Annotated in this window: 17 protein-coding genes; 8 read left to right on the forward strand and 9 right to left on the reverse strand. The window is 44.0% G+C overall.

Annotated elements, in window-relative coordinates; genetic code table 11:
* Positions 1–305: 305 nt before the first annotated feature.
* Entirely contained in the window at positions 306–1,328 is a 1,023-nt protein-coding gene (malI, locus tag C9J47_RS25105) for a Mal regulon transcriptional regulator MalI (protein ID WP_107256559.1), read from the forward strand.
* 120 nt (positions 1,329–1,448) lie between these two features.
* On the opposite strand, the gene ppnP is transcribed toward malI, so the two are convergent.
* Positions 1,449–1,730 carry a pyrimidine/purine nucleoside phosphorylase gene (ppnP, locus tag C9J47_RS25110; protein WP_041394556.1) on the reverse strand — a complete coding sequence of 94 codons (282 nt, stop codon included), beginning with the start codon at positions 1,728–1,730 and terminating at the stop codon, positions 1,449–1,451.
* Positions 1,731–1,902: 172 nt separating this feature from the next.
* On the opposite strand from ppnP, the gene C9J47_RS25115 reads away from it, so the two are divergent.
* Positions 1,903–2,109: a hypothetical protein gene (locus C9J47_RS25115; RefSeq protein WP_107256561.1), complete on the forward strand. Its 207-nt coding sequence runs from the start codon at positions 1,903–1,905 to the stop codon at positions 2,107–2,109.
* 34 nt (positions 2,110–2,143) lie between these two features.
* On the opposite strand, the gene zntR is transcribed toward C9J47_RS25115, so the two are convergent.
* Entirely contained in the window at positions 2,144–2,569 is a 426-nt protein-coding gene (gene zntR, locus C9J47_RS25120) for a Zn(2+)-responsive transcriptional regulator (RefSeq protein ID WP_107256563.1), read from the reverse strand.
* A gap of 234 nt (positions 2,570–2,803) precedes the next feature.
* Here zntR and purH point away from each other — a divergent pair, with 234 nt between their 5' ends.
* Together purH and purD are read left to right on the forward strand one after the other, a co-directional pair.
* Positions 2,804–4,405 carry a bifunctional phosphoribosylaminoimidazolecarboxamide formyltransferase/IMP cyclohydrolase gene (gene purH, locus C9J47_RS25125; protein ID WP_107256565.1) on the forward strand — a complete coding sequence of 534 codons (1,602 nt, stop codon included), beginning with the start codon at positions 2,804–2,806 and terminating at the stop codon, positions 4,403–4,405.
* A gap of 122 nt (positions 4,406–4,527) precedes the next feature.
* Entirely contained in the window at positions 4,528–5,817 is a 1,290-nt protein-coding gene (gene purD / locus C9J47_RS25130; protein WP_107256567.1) for a phosphoribosylamine--glycine ligase, read from the forward strand.
* A gap of 136 nt (positions 5,818–5,953) precedes the next feature.
* Here the strand turns inward: purD and C9J47_RS25135 are convergent, their stop codons facing one another.
* Both C9J47_RS25135 and hupA read right to left on the reverse strand, forming a co-directional pair.
* Positions 5,954–6,652 (reverse strand): DUF1481 domain-containing protein, encoded by a 699-nt coding sequence (locus C9J47_RS25135; protein WP_107256569.1) that lies wholly within the window; start codon positions 6,650–6,652, stop codon positions 5,954–5,956.
* 43 nt (positions 6,653–6,695) lie between these two features.
* Entirely contained in the window at positions 6,696–6,968 is a 273-nt protein-coding gene (gene hupA / locus C9J47_RS25140; RefSeq protein WP_006233750.1) for a nucleoid-associated protein HU-alpha, read from the reverse strand.
* Positions 6,969–7,197: 229 nt separating this feature from the next.
* On the opposite strand from hupA, the gene C9J47_RS25145 reads away from it, so the two are divergent.
* The gene (locus tag C9J47_RS25145) at positions 7,198–8,253 is read left to right on the forward strand and encodes a CNNM domain-containing protein (RefSeq protein ID WP_107256571.1); all 1,056 of its coding nucleotides are present in this window, start codon (positions 7,198–7,200) and stop codon (positions 8,251–8,253) included.
* A 61-nt stretch (positions 8,254–8,314) separates the two neighbouring features.
* On the opposite strand, the gene brnQ is transcribed toward C9J47_RS25145, so the two are convergent.
* Positions 8,315–9,634, reverse strand: a complete 1,320-nt coding sequence (brnQ, locus tag C9J47_RS25150; protein WP_107256573.1) for a branched-chain amino acid transport system II carrier protein — start codon at positions 9,632–9,634, stop codon at positions 8,315–8,317.
* A 566-nt stretch (positions 9,635–10,200) separates the two neighbouring features.
* Positions 10,201–10,788 (reverse strand): YjaG family protein, encoded by a 588-nt coding sequence (locus C9J47_RS25155; RefSeq protein ID WP_107256575.1) that lies wholly within the window; start codon positions 10,786–10,788, stop codon positions 10,201–10,203.
* 68 nt (positions 10,789–10,856) lie between these two features.
* Here C9J47_RS25155 and C9J47_RS25160 point away from each other — a divergent pair, with 68 nt between their 5' ends.
* Positions 10,857–11,768 carry a D-2-hydroxyacid dehydrogenase gene (locus C9J47_RS25160; protein WP_107256577.1) on the forward strand — a complete coding sequence of 304 codons (912 nt, stop codon included), beginning with the start codon at positions 10,857–10,859 and terminating at the stop codon, positions 11,766–11,768.
* Positions 11,769–11,778: 10 nt separating this feature from the next.
* Positions 11,779–12,393, forward strand: a complete 615-nt coding sequence (locus tag C9J47_RS25165; RefSeq protein ID WP_107256579.1) for a uracil-DNA glycosylase family protein — start codon at positions 11,779–11,781, stop codon at positions 12,391–12,393.
* Between the two features lie 62 nt (positions 12,394–12,455).
* On the opposite strand, the gene hemE is transcribed toward C9J47_RS25165, so the two are convergent.
* Both hemE and nudC read right to left on the reverse strand, forming a co-directional pair.
* On the reverse strand, positions 12,456–13,523 hold the full coding sequence (gene hemE / locus C9J47_RS25170; RefSeq protein WP_107244651.1) for a uroporphyrinogen decarboxylase: 1,068 nt from the start codon (positions 13,521–13,523) through the stop codon (positions 12,456–12,458).
* 214 nt (positions 13,524–13,737) lie between these two features.
* Entirely contained in the window at positions 13,738–14,514 is a 777-nt protein-coding gene (gene nudC, locus C9J47_RS25175) for an NAD(+) diphosphatase (protein WP_170107580.1), read from the reverse strand.
* 204 nt (positions 14,515–14,718) lie between these two features.
* Between nudC and rsd the strand changes: the two genes are divergently transcribed.
* Positions 14,719–15,201, forward strand: a complete 483-nt coding sequence (gene rsd / locus C9J47_RS25180; RefSeq protein ID WP_107256583.1) for a sigma D regulator — start codon at positions 14,719–14,721, stop codon at positions 15,199–15,201.
* Positions 15,202–15,523: 322 nt separating this feature from the next.
* Here rsd and rpoC read toward each other — a convergent pair whose 3' ends face one another.
* The gene (rpoC, locus tag C9J47_RS25185; protein ID WP_107256585.1) at positions 15,524–19,738 is read right to left on the reverse strand and encodes a DNA-directed RNA polymerase subunit beta'; all 4,215 of its coding nucleotides are present in this window, start codon (positions 19,736–19,738) and stop codon (positions 15,524–15,526) included.
* Positions 19,739–19,744 lie beyond the last annotated feature (6 nt).

Genomic DNA, 19,744 nt, shown 5'->3' on the forward strand with positions numbered 1-19,744 from the left:
AATTGGCTACCTCTAACCTTTTTTTATTGTTGTAGGTACAATGTGATAAAACGTTTTATCAAAATTTTCAAAAAAAACGCCAACATAGATTAATAAGCCATCTTTGCCAGCGCTTTACTCATTCACTAAAATAATGATAAAACGTTTTACCTACTATTATTGTTACTTTGATCACGTAAATACCGCGACGTAAAACACATTATGTAAACTGTGATCCTGATAAGGTTATAGTTAAATAGATATAACGTTTTACTTCGTTATAATGCACCCTAAGCTGTGCTAATAAATTCCATAAGTTGTTGTTAATGAGCCCTCGAAAAATAAAAATCACTGATGTTGCAGAGTACGCGGGGGTCTCGGTATCTACCGTGTCACTGGTATTAGGTAATAAAGGAAGGATATCTGAATCCACCATCAAAAAGGTCAATAAGGCCATTGATGAGCTCGGCTATGTGCGGAATAAAGCGGCGGCGAACCTGAGATCAAACCAATCAAACTTGATCGGCTTGATCCTGCGCGACATTACAGATCCTTTTTATACCGAAATTACAGCTGGGATCAGTGAAGAGCTAGAAAAACACGGCTATATGCTATTTTTAGCACAGTGTGGCGACTCACCAGATAAGCTTTTAAAGTGTGTTCAATCGATGGTGCAGCAAAACGTCGCAGGCATTGCATTTAGCCCAGTAAGAGGCTCCACGCAACCGATTATCGACATGGCAGAGACCCACGAGGTACCGATCGTATGTGTGGCTCGTGCATCAGTCGAGTTCGATATTGATTACATCGGTCCTGATAATAGCCAGGCCTCTAAAATGGCAACCCAATATCTGATTGAGCAGGGGCACCGCCATATTGCCTATGTTGGCGGAAGCAGCGATTCACTGACTCGCGCAGAACGCATTGGTGGCTATTGCACAACCTTGATGCAATACGGCTTACCCTTCAAGAATGATTGGGTGCTTGAGTGTGGCAATTCACAGAAAGAAGCCGCTGAAGCCGTACAGTACCTATTAAACCACCAGCCAAAAATCACCGCTATCTTATGCCACCGCCCTGCTACAGCACTGGGTGCTATTTACGGCGTGCGCCGCGTAAATCGTAGTGTCGGCAAGGATAATTACATTGGCCAGCAAGTAGCATTGATCGGCTTTGATGATGTACCCGAAGCAGAACTCACTCAGCCATCATTAACCTTTGTTACCTCACCTGCTAAAGAAATCGGTCAGCAAGCAGGCTTGCGTTTACTGGAAAGAATGAAGAAAAATGCAGGTTCGGCACAAAGGGTGATTCTTTCCCCTACTTTGCTGAAACGTGAATCTGCCTGATGTATATAACATCAACTTATAACCATTTATCTTTTGATGGCTGTAAAAAAAGCTTCGTAGAGACGAAGCTTTTTATGATGCGATACCAAGTATTATACTTAGTCGATATAACACCAGAAATTAAAGGTAGTCACACAGGTATGCCGTCGATGAGGTGATTTTTACCTCGAATGACGAATCGCCAGGTACTTCAAAATCATCCCCCGCATTGAATGTTTCCCATTCTACATGGCCAGGTCGCTTCACATCCATTGAGCCTTTAACCACAGTCATTCGCTCGGGAGCAGCAGTACCAAACGTATATTCCCCAGCAGCCATAACACCAACACTCGTTCGATCGCCTTGAGCTTCAAAACCGATTGATTTCACTTGGCCTTCAAAATATTCATTAACATTCAACATGATATTCCCTATCATTTATTTTTTATTGACTGACTTTGAAGCTATCACAGTTTATACACCCAAGCTATCCCCTATGGAAAAGTAAGATCACGTTAATCATTAAATTTTTAGTGAAATATTCGTCACATTAAAATATCTTATTTAACTCATCTCACGAATCCAAAGAGGCAGTATGAAAAAGCAACTTTTATGTATCACATTAAGCTCTGTACTTTTAATGGGCTGCTCAGCGCAAGAGAAGCAAGGGATTAAAGATGGTTTTACTGAAATCGGCCATACCACCCGCGATGTCACCCGTGCAACTGGCCACTTTTTCCGTGATACCACCAAAGATGTCATTGGCAATGCCAAAGAAGCGACGTCTTCCGAGGAAGAATGATAGAAAAAGCCGCACTTTGTACTCGATAATGTATTTACTCTAATGCAGAGCAGCAATCTCGCTCATCAAGCGCCTCAAGGATAGAGCAGTGGCTGGCATCATCGTCAGCATGACCACAACAGGCATCATTGAGTTTCTTCAATGCGACTCGAATTCGCGTTAATTCTGCGATTTTCACATCAACTTCATCCAACTTCGTTTGAGTGATGGCTTTTACCTCTGCGCAGCTATGCTGGCTGGCTTCTAGTCGAATACCCAACAGCTCGCGAATTTCATCTAAGCTCAATCCAATTGCTTTCGCTCTAATAATAAAATTTATGCGCGACAAGTTTTCTTCACTATATAAGCGATAACCGCTATTGCTACGTCCTGCGGGCTTCATTAAGCCATTTTTTTCATAAAACCGCAGTGTATCGTTACTTACCCCGCATAATTTTGCGAGCTGCCCAATCAAATACATATATCGACTCCGCTGTGCTTCTGTGATTTAGCAAGGTTAAAGAGAGTAAACAGCCAAGAGCAAACGTTTGCGTCACTCCGAAATTAATGTAAAATACGTACAACAGATGCTTCTACAGCTCAATGAAAGCTTGGCTTTTTCAATTTTAGCCGAGGATATTTCCCAAGACTACCGACATCGTGCAGTTGTTTTGGGAAATATCCTATTCACCGTGTATTTAGAGAGATGGTAGCAATGGAAAACGCTCGTCCTGTTCACCGTGCGCTTATTAGCGTGTCAGACAAAACTGGTATTGTTGAATTCGCTCAAGCACTTGCTAACCGTGGCGTAGAGATTCTTTCTACTGGCGGTACTGCTCGTCTACTTGCAGAGAAAAATATCAAAGTAACTGAAGTTTCTGAATATACTGGCTTCCCAGAAATGATGGATGGCCGTGTAAAAACACTGCATCCGAAAGTACACGGTGGTGTACTTGGTCGTCGTGGTCAAGATGATGCAGTCATGGCAGAACATGGTATTGCACCAATCGATATGGTTGTTGTTAACTTATACCCATTCGCTGAAACAGTCGCGAAAGAAGGTTGTACCCTGGCTGATGCCGTTGAGAACATCGATATCGGTGGGCCAACAATGGTGCGTTCAGCTGCGAAGAACCACAAAGACGTCACGATCATTGTGAATGCGCACGACTATGAGCGCGTATTAACCGAAATGGCTGCGAATGACGGTTCACTGACTCACGCGACCCGTTTTGACCTTGCTATTGCAGCCTTCGAGCATACTGCCGCTTACGACGGTATGATTGCTAACTACTTCGGTACTATGGTGCCATCGTATGGTGATGACGGTGATGCTCCTTCTCCTGAAAACAAGAGCAAATTCCCACGCACTTTTAACCAGCAGTTCGAAAAGAAACAAGACATGCGCTATGGCGAAAACAGCCACCAAGCCGCTGCTTTCTACGTTGAAGCTAACCCTGAAGAGGCGTCAGTCTCTACTGCTCGCCAAATTCAAGGTAAGGCGTTATCTTACAACAACATCGCCGATACTGACGCAGCACTTGAGTGTGTGAAAGAATTCGATGAGCCAGCATGTGTAATAGTTAAACATGCTAATCCTTGTGGGGTAGCACTCGGTAAAGACGTTCTTGAAGCGTACAATCGAGCTTACCAAACAGACCCAACATCAGCCTTTGGTGGCATCATTGCTTTTAACCGCCAACTCGATGCGGCAACAGCAACAGCTATCACTGAACGTCAATTTGTTGAAGTCATCATTGCCCCTTCAATTTCAGCAGAAGCAATTGAAATTATTGCGGCGAAGAAAAACCTTCGTCTACTTGAGTGCGGTGAATGGTCAACTAAAACCACTGGCTTTGACGTTAAGCGCGTTAATGGCGGCCTATTAGTGCAAGACCGTGACCAAGGCATGGTCTCAGCTAACGACCTTAACGTGGTTTCTAAGCGCCAACCAACCGCTGAAGAATTAAAAGACGCATTGTTCTGCTGGAAAGTTGCAAAATACGTAAAATCTAATGCGATTGTTTACTCTAAGGGTGACATGACTGTTGGCGTTGGTGCTGGCCAAATGAGCCGTGTTTACTCTGCAAAAATTGCAGGTATTAAAGCCGCTGACGAAGGCCTTCAAGTTGAAGGTTGTGTAATGGCATCGGATGCATTCTTCCCATTCCGTGATGGTATCGACGCCGCTGCTGAAGCTGGCATTAAATGCGTTATTCAGCCGGGTGGTTCTATGCGTGATAATGAAGTTATCGCAGCAGCCGATGAACACGGCATGGCAATGCTATTTACTGGCATGCGTCACTTCCGCCACTAAGTTGCACATAGCAAAAAAGGCCAGTGCATTTCGCTGGCCTGTTTAAACGAATACTATGCCTCTGATTAACATCAGGGGCTTCTCTATTTAGTAAGTACATTGAACATTAGGGAAGAATTACGATGAAAGTTCTTATTATTGGTAATGGTGGTCGTGAACATGCACTCGCGTGGAAAACGGCACAATCTGCAGACGTAAACACTATTTTCGTTGCTCCAGGTAACCCTGGTACTGCTCTTGAACCTAAAGTCGAAAATGTTGCTATTGGTGTTGAAGACATCGAAGCATTAGTCGCTTTTGCCAAAGAAAACGCGATAGACCTAACCATTGTTGGCCCTGAAGCACCTCTTGTTATTGGTGTTGTTGATGCATTCCGTGCGGCAGGGTTAGCTATTTTTGGTCCAACACAAGCAGCTGCTCAGCTTGAAGGCTCAAAAGCATTTACTAAAGACTTTCTTGCTCGCCATGACATCCCTACCGCTGAATACCAAAACTTCACTGAAATTGAACCCGCTTTAGCTTACCTACAAGAAAAAGGTGCTCCGATTGTTGTTAAAGCTGATGGTTTAGCAGCAGGTAAAGGCGTTATCGTTGCGATGACATTACAAGAAGCAGAAAACGCAGTGCGCGACATGCTTGCAGGAAATGCATTTGGCGAGGCTGGTCACCGTGTGGTGATTGAAGAATTCCTCGACGGTGAAGAAGCCAGTTTCATCGTAATGGTCGATGGTAAAAATGTACTACCTATGGCCACCAGCCAAGATCACAAACGTGTTGGCAATGGCGATACAGGCCCTAACACTGGAGGCATGGGCGCATACTCTCCAGCACCTGTTGTTACCCAAGCGATTCATGATCGTGTCATGGAAGAGGTTATCTACCCAACCGTGCGCGGTATGGCAGCAGAAAACACACCTTATACTGGCTTCTTATATGCCGGCTTGATGGTGATGGCCGATGGCACACCAAAAGTGATTGAGTACAACTGCCGTTTTGGTGATCCTGAAACACAACCAATCATGTTACGCCTACAGTCTGATCTTGTTGAATTATGCCTTGCAGCTATTGACCAGAAACTGGATACCGTTGAATCGAAGTGGGATCCACGTGCTGCGATGGGGATTGTTTTAGCCGCTGGTGGTTACCCTGCCGATTACGCGAAAGGCGCAATTATTTCAGGGCTGCCACAGCAAGACGTTGCCGGTGAAAAAGTATTCCAAGCCGGTACAGCCAGTAACAATGGCGCTATCGTGACTAACGGTGGTCGTGTTTTATGTGCAACAGCAATGGGTGATAGCGTTTCTGACGCCCAGAAACGTGCCTACGCGCTTACTAAACAAATATCATGGGATGGCATGTTCCACCGTGATGACATCGGCTACCGTGCGATTGCACGCGAGCTAGAAGCATAACTATATGCTCGGTACAGAATGAAACCTGAGTGATTTTCTGTAAACATCTTAGGTATTATTCACATCGTTGTATCAATAAAAAACGCGCTGATATGTCAGCGCGTTTTTTTATATGCTCTTAACAGCCAATGAAGTATTACTCATCCAATAATTTCGGTGGGTAAATACAATGCTGAGTATTACCTTTTAACAACAACAGTTGTTCTGCTATCAACGCTTTCTTCTGTATTTTTCCGTTCACAGCCATAAAACCATCTTGGGATTGTGCTTGTACTTGCTTCAACATTGAATCTGACAATGTTGGCTGAAAAGCGACTTCAAGCTCTCTATTGTCACCACAGCGCATAAAACGATTGCCAGCCCATCGCCCCTGAATTAATGACTTACCTTGCTTATTTTGGTTTTTCACCAGATCAATCGCAGTATTGGCTTGAATCTTTAATTCAGTCAGTTGAGCATCAGATAATGGTAATACCGTATCTGCCACCGTATAACGCTGGAATACAGCATTACCTTCAGTGTCGTAACGCACATGCATTGTGAACGACTTTAATCCATCGTCATGTAATTGCGTGCCTTGGCGTTTCATCTCGCGCAACTTGCCTTCTCGCCAACGATAATCAGATTGATATTGACTAGCATCGCCCACGATTAACACTTCTGATAATTGAATCGCGCGCTTTTGTCGGTGAGAGTACCAATAGAGTGATGTCGTATCGCCAGAGATTTCACCACCAGAGATAGTTTGAATAGGTGCGATAGGATTTTCAGGAACAGAACTAGCCACACAGCCAGTTAGAAGAAGGAAAGAAAACAGAGGAACTAAAAGCTTCATAAAAGAAAACACCGCCAGATAATATTACCTGGCGGAGTATAGATTACTTCAGTGCATCTTTCAGTGCTTTACCTGAAACAAATGCAGGAACATTTGCTGCTGCAATTTGAATTTCTTGACCAGTCTGTGGGTTACGACCAGTACGTGCTGCACGGTGATTTACTTTAAATGTACCAAAGCCAATTAGTTGAACTTGATCGCCTTCTTTAAGCGCGCCAGTAATGCCCTCAAGAGTTGATTCCAAAGCTAGCTTAGCTTGCGCTTTTGATAGATCTGCTTTTTCTGCGATCAGGTCAATTAGTTGAGTCTTGTTCATTTGGTTTCCCCTCTAAGGTTTATGTTCTTCAGACGCCACAACTCTAATTCAAAATAAGCCCGTGTGGCAAAGGTTTGTCAGCTATCATGTGGCTATATGCGGACTCTTTAACCATAAACTGAGCGCAAGTTCACAAAACATTACAAATCTCATTAGTGAAATAGTTGTATTTCTTCCTCTCAACACCGCTTAATATAGGTCTATCTATATTTATCACTGACAGGTTTGCATGATCCTCCTTACGATTTACATCACAATTGCTATTGGTGTTTCGTTTATTTGCTCGGTTTTAGAAGCGGTTTTACTTAGTATTTCACCAACGTATATTGGTTCATTACGCCAGCAAAACCACCCTGCGGCACCCCGTTTAGCTGCCTTAAAAGAGAATATTGACCGTCCATTGGCATCTATTTTAACGCTAAATACGATTGCCCATACCGTGGGTGCAGCAACAGCAGGTGCCCAAGCAACGGTCGTATTTGGTAGTGAGTGGCTCGGTGTTTTTTCTGCCGTATTAACCTTCGGTATTCTGCTATTTTCTGAGATTATTCCAAAAACTCTCGGGGCAACCTACTGGCGTCAAATGGCACCGGCAGCGTCAACGATTCTTAATTGGATGGTGTGGGCATTAACCCCTTTTGTTTGGGTATCAGAGCAAATCACACGTCGTTTAGCCCATGGTCATGTGCAACCCAAATTACGCGATGAATTATCAGCAATGGCAATGTTAGCGAAAGAATCAGGTGAATTAGCAGAAGGTGAGTCTAAGATTCTGACGAATATACTGCAGTTTCGAGATGTGAGCGTGACTAAAATCATGACACCTCGCCCTGTTCTTTTCCGCGTTGAAGCTGAGCAGTCAATCAATACATTTTTATCAAAGCATAAAGAGAGCCCTTTTTCTCGCCCATTGGTATATAGCGAACAAAAAGACAATATTTTAGGTTTCGTTCATCGCCTAGAGTTATTTGCAGAAAGCCAAGCTGGTAATGGTAATAAAGAATTAGGTGCCATGATGCGCCCGCTCCCAGTTGTAATGAACAACATGAGCGTACCACAAGCATTTGAACGACTGATGATAGAGCACTCTCAGCTTATTCTCGTGGTTGATGAATACGGTACCGTTCAGGGGCTAGTCACGCTAGAGGATATTTTTGAAAGCTTAGTGGGCGAAGAAATTGTCGATGAAGCCGATAAAAATACTGACATGCAGCAACTGGCCTACCAACGCTGGGAAAAATGGAAAAAACAGCACGGCGTGATTGAAAGTAAAGACGAGGAATAATTTCACACACATGCTTAACAGTGCATACAGAAGGGACCGCTAAGGTCCCTTTTTTTATCCGTTAAGCATTCACGACAGCAGCTACAGGCTGCTTGATAATACGTGTCACTACCAAACCAGCCACCAGCATCACGATCGTAGGAACAATCCACCCTGCGTAATAATGATACAGCGGCACATATTGCGTAAACCAAACATCCCATGTTTCCGGCATGCTACCCAAGATATGCGCGGCATCGAAACAACCAAAAATCAAGGCTATCGCCACCGTCATTAATACTGCAACCGGTGCCACACGATGACGCAGTGGCGCAATCATCAACAACGCAATAGCAATCGGGTGTAACGCAACAACAACGGGTAATGTCACGGCCAATAACTGATCCAAGCCCACATTGGCAACTAAACCCGCCAAAATCATCGTTACCCACACACTACGACTGTACGACACTGAAGAGAAGGTACGGTTGTAAAACTCACTGCCCGCAGTAGTCACACCGATAGCGGTCGTTAAACATGCCAATATCATCACTAAACCCAGCAACATGGTGCCGAACACACCAAAATGGTGATTGGTAAATGCCGTCAAGATCTCACCACCATTGGTGAAATCTGTTCCTAAATCAGCACTGGTTGAACCGATGTAAGCCAGCGACATGTATACCGCAGCCATCGCAGTTGCATACATCACTGCTGCAATGAAGGTATATTTGGCAGTGGCTTTCGGACATTCCACCCCCATACTTTTGATCGCGCGGAAAATTACCCAACCAAACCCAATCGAGCCCAAAGCATCCATCGTCATGTAGCCTTGGGTCAGGCCTTCTGCCAACGCTCCATCAACATACGGACCTTTCGCCTGCATCACTTGACCTGCAGGAAACAAAAACGCAAAAGCTGCCATAACAGCTAAAATAGCCAATAAAACAGGGGTTAGCCATTTACCAATGGTGTCGACCAATTTCCCCGGAAACAATGAGAACAAGATCGTAATAACACAGAACGCGATTGAAAACGGCACCAACACGTCACCACCAATAAATGGCGCAAAGCTGAACTGATACGCCACCGTGATGGCACGGGGAATAACAAATGCAGGTCCAATCACGATGAACACCATCACCCAAAAGCTAGTCGCGAGCGGACGAGGTAAAGCCGCAGTCAGGTTATCTGAACCTTTCACCAAAGCGACGATAATCAACGCTAACGCAGGCAGCCCCACCCCGGTTAACAGGAAACCCGTCATGCCCGATAGGAAATGTTCACCGGCTTGAAACCCCAAGAATGGCGGGAAGATCAAGTTCCCAGCCCCTAAATACATGGCAAAAGTCATGAATCCTAAGGCTGCGATATTGCGCCCGGTTAATACGTTGGTAGACATAATGTTCCTCGATACAGCTGTTTGTTTAAGCTTGGAGGAAACTAGGAGGGAGCTTGAATGTAGAATATTACCCTGCCAGCTTCTTCACAAGCCGACAGAAAAAAGATATAGCCTGTCAGCCCCGAATGAGTTTCAGAGAGAGTAAGAGGAGCACGCGAATACCAACAGCAAGGTAGCTGTTGTTATTTACGGTTTTCAAAAAAGCGGATGCTTTCATGCTCATTCCTACACGACAAGTAATGACGTAATTAATAGTTAAGATGACAAGGCAATGCCTCATCGATTACCTCCAGTTATAAACGCCTTTACGATCACAATTCAAGTAACAATATTAAATAAGTTGATTGGAACAAATAAGAACCAGAAACTAGTCGATTAAACTGCTTTTAATGTTACAGGTTGGAATATTACACTTAACTAGCTATTAACAAGTTTGCACTAAGGTGATTTCCCCGGCATGAATCATCTTTTATTGCGCTTCAATCCTTCTTTACCAGATGTAAAAAAGGAGCCATAAGGCTCCTTTTTTAAATATTGCTCAGTCACTCGTTCATGACTATCGTGGTTTACAGCGCAATACCAATGTTGCTGACTTGCTCATCACGTAATTCTTCACGTAAGCTTTTAATCAACTCGATATCACGTCGTTCAGCTTCTTTTAGTGCACGGAAAATAGCCCACTGGACATCCCATTCTTCACAAACGGCTTCGTTATCTTTTTGGTTTTCGTTTGTTATCTCAATACCCGTTTGAGCAAACTCAAGATCAGCAACCGTTTCTGCAGATAAGCTACTGATCTTTTCTAGTGTCTCAAGCATTAGATCACGATCTAACATCGCATGCAGTAGATCAGCCAATGCAACACAAGCATCAATCGCAGGGTGTACCGCATAAAGATCATAATCAGCAGCACTTGGCACCAAGTCTTCTAATCTTTCTAGCTGACCTTCAAAGTTGATTTTGGCACTCTTAACCGTCAAGATTTCCCAAATACTGTCTACAATCACACGGTATTTTTGCGCTTCTGCAAATTTCGTTTCTTCACAAAATAAAGCAAAATTCGGGTACATACGCTCACACAGTGAGACCATAAAAGTAAGGTGTTGCCATGGTTCTAGTTTTTCGACGCGAAGCTGAACAGGATTCTTAAGCATGGGATAATCTACGATAGTGATTTGCAAGGGAGTTTAATGCATAACTCGCCCGCACAAAAGGAAAAGCGATGAACAAAGTACTGATTGTATCTCGACAACAAGCGACCTATCGTCAATTAATCAAACAAGCACAATTACCAAGCTTGGAAATCACCGATGATCCCAAGCAAGCCTCGATAATATTAGCAGATCCTCCCAAGATCGCCCGGCAATTAGATGACTACCCTGCACTACGCTGGCTGCAGTCCACCTTTGCGGGTATTGATGCACTAATTAAACCCGAGTTGCGTCAAGACTATCAATTGACCAACATTCGAGGGCATTTTGGTCAACTCATTGCAGAATATGTTATCGGGTTAACACTTAATCACACACGTCATTTCAGCCTTTATCACACGCAACAACACGCGGGTGTATGGCAGCCACAGCCTTATTGCTCTTTAACTAGCCAAACCATGGTGATATTAGGCACAGGTTCTATCGGTAGCCATTTAGCTCAGGTAGCAAGCACACTCGGCATTAAAGTAATAGGCGTTAATCGATCGGGTATATCCGATACAACTGCATTTGATCAGGTTTATTCTTTATCCAACCTGACAGATGCCCTGGCTATGGCGACAATTGTTGTTTCTACCTTGCCTGCCACACTTAACACAGACCAACTGCTTAATGCGGGTACTTTGACGCACTGTAATAACGTTTTACTGTTCAATGTAGGGCGTGGTAATGCAGTGTGTGAGCATGGGTTATTGGATGCGATAGATAAAAGCTCAGTTCAACATGCTTTTCTGGACGTTTTCAATCAAGAGCCACTCGCACAAAATCATCCCTTCTGGAGACATGAAAAAATTACGGTTACGCCTCATATCGCTGCCGAAAGCTTTCCTGAACAAGTATTCGATATTTTCCAAGATAACTATTTACGTTTTATTGCCAATCAACCATTACATTGCAAAGTTGATTTTGACAAAGGGTATTGAGGCTTACAGTATGGCGAAACATCTTGATAACATGCTCGATCAGATGCGACACTGCGAGATCTGCAAGGATCATCTTCTTGCAGGGCCACGCCCGATCATTCAAGCACATTCACAAGCAAAGCTGATGATCATTGGTCAAGCACCTGGTACCAAAGTGCATGAAACGGGTATTCCATGGAATGACCCAAGCGGTGAACGGCTACGTCGCTGGCTCGATTTAGACTCAGAAACCTTCTATGACCCACAACAAATCGCCATCATGCCGATGGGACTGTGCTACCCCGGAAAAGGAAAATCGGGCGATTTACCGCCGCGACCAGAATGCGCACCACAGTGGCATCAGCAAGTCTTGCCCTTATTACCCAATATCGGCATGACATTAGTCATTGGGCAATACGCGCAAAACTATTATCTTAATAATAAGCCCAAGACACTTACTGAAACCGTGCGTGCTTGGCGTCAGTGGGCACCTCGGTATATTCCGATGCCACACCCTTCACCACGCAATACACTATGGTTAAAGAAGAACCCATGGTTTGAAGAAGATGTTGTGCCATACATCAGAGAGTATGTACACCAACATTTAGATAAACAGCAGATAGAAGTAACAAATGATAAAAACTAAGCACAAAAAAACCCACGTAATAAGTCACGTGGGCTCTATCTCAAAACATTAAATATGCCGTATTACTTGTGATACGGCTTAGACAGCTCATGCACAGCATCAACGAACACACCTGCATTTTCAGGCGGCACATCTAAGTGAATGCCATGGCCAAGGTTAAAGACATGGCCTGTACCTTCATCACCGTAACCTTCAAGAATCGTCGCGACTTCTTGGCGAATACGCTCTGGTTGTGCATATAGAATTGATGGATCCATATTGCCTTGAAGGGCAACTTTGTCTCCTACTCGACGATTAGCATCAGCAATATTAATCGTCCAATCAAGGCCGATTGCATCACAGCCTGTTGCTGCAATTTGCTCTAACCACATACCGCCATTTTTAGTGAATAGCGTAACAGGAACACGACGTCCATCGTTTTCACGGATCAGACCATCAACGATTTTATGCATATAACGTAGCGAGAACTCGTTATAGTCACTCGGCGTTAGTACACCGCCCCAAGTATCAAACACCATAACAGATTGCGCACCCGCTTTGATTTGCGCATTCAAGTATTCAACAACGCTATCTGCTAGCTTATCAAGAAGTAAATGTAGCGTTGCAGGTTCTGCATACATCATTTTCTTGATCTTAGTGAAGGCTTTAGAACTACCACCTTCAACCATGTAAGTCGCTAAGGTCCATGGGCTACCAGAGAAGCCAATTAGTGGTACTTCACCTTGCAGATCTTTTCGGATTTGACGTACTGCATTCATTACATACTGTAATTCGCCTTCCGGATCAGGTAAACCGATCTTATCTACATCCGCTTTACAGGTAATCGGACGCTCAAATTTAGGCCCTTCACCCGCTTCAAAATACAAACCTAATCCCATAGCATCAGGAATAGTTAAAATATCGGAGAAGAGAATCGCTGCATCCAAAGGAAAACGACGTAGTGGTTGAAGCGTTACTTCACTCGCTAGTTCCGCGTTCTTACATAGCGACATAAAGTCACCAGCAACGCTACGTGTCGCACGGTATTCTGGCAAGTAACGGCCAGCCTGACGCATCATCCATACTGGTGTGCAATCTACCGGCTGCTTTAATAACGCACGTAGGTAGCGGTCATTCTTTAATTCGCTCATTCGAAACTCCATGGATAAATTCTGGGGCGTATTGTATCACTCATCGACTACAACAAAAGAGCCTGATTGTTAAGCCGATCATGTTTATTACAACAAATTTGAAACACTATTTTCGACTCAGTATGAAGTTTAAAACAAACTCGACTCGTGAATAGTTATAATTAGCGCATCGTGAATTCCACTCATCGAACCGAATCCCTTGTTTTAAAGGTTCTTATATATGTTTAGTGCCTTTCATTAGATCAAGTGTCTCATCGATAAGCACTCGTGCAATCGTGCCTTTAGGAGCGATTGCAGGTAGCTCAGTCGCCTTTGCCCAAATCGCATCACTCAATTCTTCATAATCAGGTTTTAGTTCACCGCTTTCATAATCAGCTAAAAACGCCATCATAATGTTAGAAGGAAATGCCCAAGGCTGGCTCGAAAAATAGCGAATATTGTTCACCTGAATGCCTGTCTCTTCTTCAACTTCCCGCGCAACACATTGTTCTAATGTTTCACCAGCCTCAACAAAACCGGCAATAACCGTATATATTCCTGATTTATGCCGAGGGTGCTGTGCCAATAATATTTGATCGTTTTTGCGCACAGCCACAATAATACAAGGCGATACTCGAGGGTACTGCGCATTACTACATTGTTGGCATACCATTGCAAATTGATCGCCCGCCAATACCGCCGCTCCACCACAAACAGAACAAAAGCTTTGTGTATGCAACATATGAGAAAGCTGAGTTGCCCTTCCGGCTAAATCAAACAACGTCTGATCGATACCTAATAATTCTCTTTGCGTATAAAAATCATTACCATGCGAACAATTATTGACATCTAGCCAGTAAACTGGGTGATCTAAATATTCACCAATTACTCGTGCTGAGTCGGTATTAAATATTAATTCTGACTTTTCCAATAGTGGAATCGCATTATCTAATAGATATAATTTGCGATCATTTACCACACACCAATAAGCTAATTCTCGTTTATTTAACATCAATGTTACATCCATCCTTGCAGGGTACCGATTTTACTGGCAATCTAACTACATAACGGATTTTAAGTCCGTATAAAAAGGCTCTCTTTTTAAAGAGATTCATCAGTAATTGTACTGAGTCGCCTTTGTTTTGAAATACGTATTTTGTAATACCTATTTTTAACCAATATCGTCATAGTGCAAATAGATCATGAGGGTATGGTCATGTTAAGTAAATTTGAGCAAGTTCAACAACAGTGGGGCGGTACGAGTGATGTTATCGATCACTGGCTGGTGTCCCGGCAGCAATTACTGATCGACTACTGTAAATTGGCCGGTCTCCCCCCTTTCGAAAGCAATACACGCCAGCTACCTACCTCTACACAGTTACAACTCTTTTGCCAACAAGTTGTCGATTATATTTCAGCAGGTCATTTCAAAATCTACGATATGGTCATGGAAAAGTGGAATACGGCAGGATATTCACCGACAGAAGATATTTCACGGCTTTACGCGAGCATCACTCAGACAACCGATCCGATTCTTAATTTCACCGATCGTTATAGCGATATCGCCGAAGAAAGTACGCTGACAGATTTAGACCAAGACCTATCTTCAATTGGTGAATTGCTAGAACTTCGATTTGGTCTTGAAGATAGCCTAATTGAGTTAATTAGCGAAAGCTTAGCGTGCCCACCAGGCGCTTAATCAAACTCTGCTCTAACAACTAAACACTAAGAAGCAGCTTATACGCTGTTTCTTGGCATGACTTTTTACCACCAGCACTCATTTCCCCTCTCGCTGAAACACTGTGTACACCACTCCCTCAAGCAATAATGACTCTATTTATCAATTTGCAAAATTATACCAATTCCATTAATTATCTGGCCATTGAGAATACCAATGGGAGTCGAGTTCAAGGATAGTGTTTGATAGAAGAGTGGTTCTCTTTTGAAATCGCTAGACACGGCCAAAAACAAAAAAGGCACCCCGAAGGATGCCTTTTTTAGCTAACACTAAACAACAATAATTAATCGTCGCTTAGGCCTGCGTTAAGTAGTGCAGCTAGGTCTTGAGATGCTTGTTCTGCATCAACCTGAGGTGCTACTGGCTCTAACTCAGCATTACGTTCGTTCTGACGACGCTGGTGGTAAGAGAAACCTGTACCCGCTGGAATTAGACGACCAACGATTACGTTTTCTTTCAGACCACGTAACTCATCACGTTTACCAGAAACAGCAGCTTCTGTAAGTACGCGAGTTGTTTCCTGGAACGACGCAGCAGAGATGAACGACTCAGTTGCAAGCGATGCTTTCGTGATACCTAATAGGTCACGGCTGAATGTTACGATTTCTTTACCATCAGCTTCTAGCTGACGGTTCGCAATATTCACACGAGAGAACTCAACCTGTTCACCAGGTAGGAATTCTGAATCACCAGCTTTAACGATAGTAACCTTACGTAGCATCTGACGAATGATAGTCTCAATGTGCTTATCATTAATCTTAACGCCTTGTAGACGGTATACTTCCTGAACCTCGTTTACGATGTACTCAGCAACTGCGTGGACACCACGTAGACGCAAGATATCGTGCGGAGCTTCTGGACCATCTGCGATTACATCGCCACATTCAACTTTTTCGCCTTCGAATACGTTAAGTTGACGCCACTTGTGGATCATCTCTTCGTATGGTTGACCTTCACTTGGAGTGATGATCAAACGACGCTTACCTTTAGTTTCTTTACCGAAAGAAACAGCACCTGTGATTTCCGCTAGGATTGCAGGCTCTTTAGGCTTACGTGCTTCGAATAAGTCAGCAACTCGTGGTAGACCACCCGTGATATCTCGAGTACCGCCTGATTCCTGAGGAATACGCGATAAGATGTCACCGATGCCAACAAGAGCGCTATCTTCAAGTTGAACAATCGCCTTACCAGGTAGGAAGTATTGAGCTGGCATTTCAGTACCAGGGATCATTACATCGTTACCTTTGTCGTCAACTAGCTTAACCGTTGGACGCATATCTTTACCGGCACTAGTACGCTCTGCAGCATCTAGAATAACGATAGAAGACAGACCTGTTAGCTCATCAGTTTGACGAGAAACAGTTACACCATCGATAAAGTCAACGAACTGAACACGACCAGCCACTTCAGTGATGATTGGCATTGTGTGCGGGTCCCAGTTAGCTACAGTATCACCCTGTACAACTGAATCGCCGTCACCTTTGCTCAAAATCGAACCGTAAGGAAGCTTGTAGCTTTCTTTAGTACGACCGAATTCATCAATGATGGTCATTACTGACGCACGAGAAGTAATTACTAGCTTGCTTTCGCTGTTAGTAACGAACTTCGCATTGTGAAGACGCATTGAACCAGTGCTCTTAACCTGGATGTTGTTTTCTGCTGCTGCACGAGATGCCGCACCACCGATGTGGAACGTACGCATCGTTAGCTGTGTACCTGGTTCACCGATTGACTGTGCAGCGACAACGCCAACTGCTTCACCAGTATTAATCAAGTGACCACGCGCTAGATCGCGACCGTAACAGAACTTACAACAACCGAAGTCATTCTCACACGTTACTACTGAACGTACTTTAACTTGGTCAACTGAGTTGTCTTCCAGGATGTCACACCACTTCTCATCAAGAAGCGTGTTACGTGGAGCAAGAACTTCATCAGTACCAGGCTTAAGAACATCTTCAGCAACAACACGACCAAGAACTCGATCACCAAGTTGCTCTTTAACATCACCACCCTCGATAAGAGGAGTCATGGTGATACCAGCGTGCGTACCACAATCATCAGCAGTGATTACAACATCTTGTGCAACATCTACTAGACGACGTGTTAGGTAACCGGAGTTAGCAGTCTTAAGTGCCGTATCCGCAAGACCCTTACGAGCACCGTGAGTAGAGATGAAGTACTGTAGTACGTTCAGACCTTCACGGAAGTTCGCTGTGATCGGTGTTTCGATGATTGAGCCATCTGGCTTAGCCATCAAACCACGCATACCTGCTAGCTGACGAATCTGTGCTGCAGAACCACGAGCACCAGAATCGGCCATCATGTATACGCTGTTAAACGATTTCTGCTGCTCTTCTTTACCGTCACGGTTAATAACAGTATCGAAAGACAAGTTATCCATCATCGCTTTAGCAACTTGCTCATTGGCAGTTGCCCAGATATCGATAACTTTGTTGTAACGTTCGCCGGCAGTTACAAGACCAGATTGGAACTGCTCTTGAATTTCTGCAACTTCTGCTTCCGCTTCTGCAATCTTGGTGTACTTAGCGTCAGGGATCAACATGTCGTCGATACCAACAGAAACACCAGAAAGTGCTGCGTATGCAAAACCTGTGTACATAATTTGGTCAGCAAAGACTACTGTCTCTTTCATGCCCAATTTACGGTAACACGTGTTCAATAGGGTAGAGATTTGCTTCTTACCTAGTGCTTCAGTGTTTACAAGGCTGTACGGAAGACCTTTAGGAACGATCTGCCATAAAATTGCACGACCAACAGTTGTATCTACTAGCGCTGTTTCTGAAGACAAGTTGCCTTGCTCATCATAAGCGTGCTCAGTAATACGAACTTTAACGCGAGCATGTAGCTCTGCATTCTTAGTACGGTAAGCTTTCTCTGCTTCTGCAGGTCCAGCTAGGTACATGCCTTCACCCTTCGCGTTGATTTTCTCACGCGTCATGTAGTAAAGACCCAATACAACATCCTGAGAAGGTACGATGATAGGATCACCGGACGCTGGAGATAGGATGTTATTGGTAGACATCATTAGTGCACGAGCTTCAAGCTGTGCTTCCAGAGTTAGAGGTACGTGTACCGCCATCTGGTCACCATCGAAGTCGGCGTTATATGCCGCACACACTAGTGGGTGAAGCTGAATCGCTTTACCTTCGATTAGTACTGGTTCAAATGCCTGAATACCCAAACGGTGCAATGTTGGTGCACGGTTTAGCATTACTGGGTGTTCGCGAATAACTTCGTCTAGAATATCCCAAACAACAGCTTCTTCACGCTCAACCATCTTCTTAGCAGCTTTGATTGTAGTCGCAAGACCACGAGCTTCTAGCTTACCGTAGATGAATGGTTTAAATAGCTCTAGTGCCATCTTCTTAGGAAGACCACACTGATGCAAACGCAGGTATGGACCTACGGTGATAACAGAACGACCAGAGTAGTCAACACGCTTACCAAGAAGGTTCTGACGGAAACGACCCTGCTTACCTTTGATCATATCAGCCAAAGATTTCAGAGGACGCTTGTTAGAGCCAGTGATAGCGCGGCCACGACGACCATTATCAAGCAATGCATCAACAGATTCCTGAAGCATACGCTTTTCGTTACGTACGATAATATCAGGTGCTGCTAGATCCAGTAGACGCTTAAGACGGTTGTTACGGTTAATTACGCGACGGTACAGATCATTCAGATCTGAAGTAGCGAAACGACCACCATCTAGCGGTACCAACGGACGTAGATCCGGCGGTAGAACTGGTAGTACAGACAGGATCATCCACTCTGGATTGTTTCCTGAAAGTAAAAATGCTTCTACAAGCTTAAGACGCTTGGTTAGTTTTTTACGCTTGGTTTCAGAATTAGTTTCTTCTAATTCTTCACGCATAAGATCGATTTCAGCATTTAGGTCCATATTGGCCAATAGTGCTTTAACCGCTTCTGCGCCCATCTTAGCGTCAAATTCGTCGCCCCACTCTTCAAGTGCATCCAAGTACTGCTCTTCTGAAAGCAGTTGGCTACGCTCAAGGTTGGTCATGCCTGGTTCAATTACTACGTAAGATTCGAAGTAAAGTACACGCTCGATATCACGTAGAGGCATGTCCATTAACAGACCGATACGAGATGGCAGTGATTTTAAGAACCAGATGTGTGCAACTGGTGAAGCAAGCTCAATGTGACCCATACGCTCACGGCGTACTTTAGTCTGAGTAACTTCAACACCACATTTTTCACAAATAACACCACGGTGCTTTAGGCGTTTGTACTTGCCACAAAGACATTCGTAGTCTTTTACCGGGCCAAAAATACGTGCACAGAAAAGACCGTCACGTTCAGGCTTAAAGGTACGGTAGTTGATGGTTTCTGGCTTTTTAACTTCACCAAAAGACCATGAACGAATCATGTCAGGTGAAGCAAGACCGATTTTGATAGCATCAAATTCTTCGGTCTTATGTTGCGCTTTCAGAAACTTAAGTAAGTCTTTCACATTCGG

This window comes from Photobacterium indicum (assembly GCF_003026215.1).
In the GTDB taxonomy this organism is placed as follows: domain Bacteria; phylum Pseudomonadota; class Gammaproteobacteria; order Enterobacterales; family Vibrionaceae; genus Photobacterium; species Photobacterium indicum.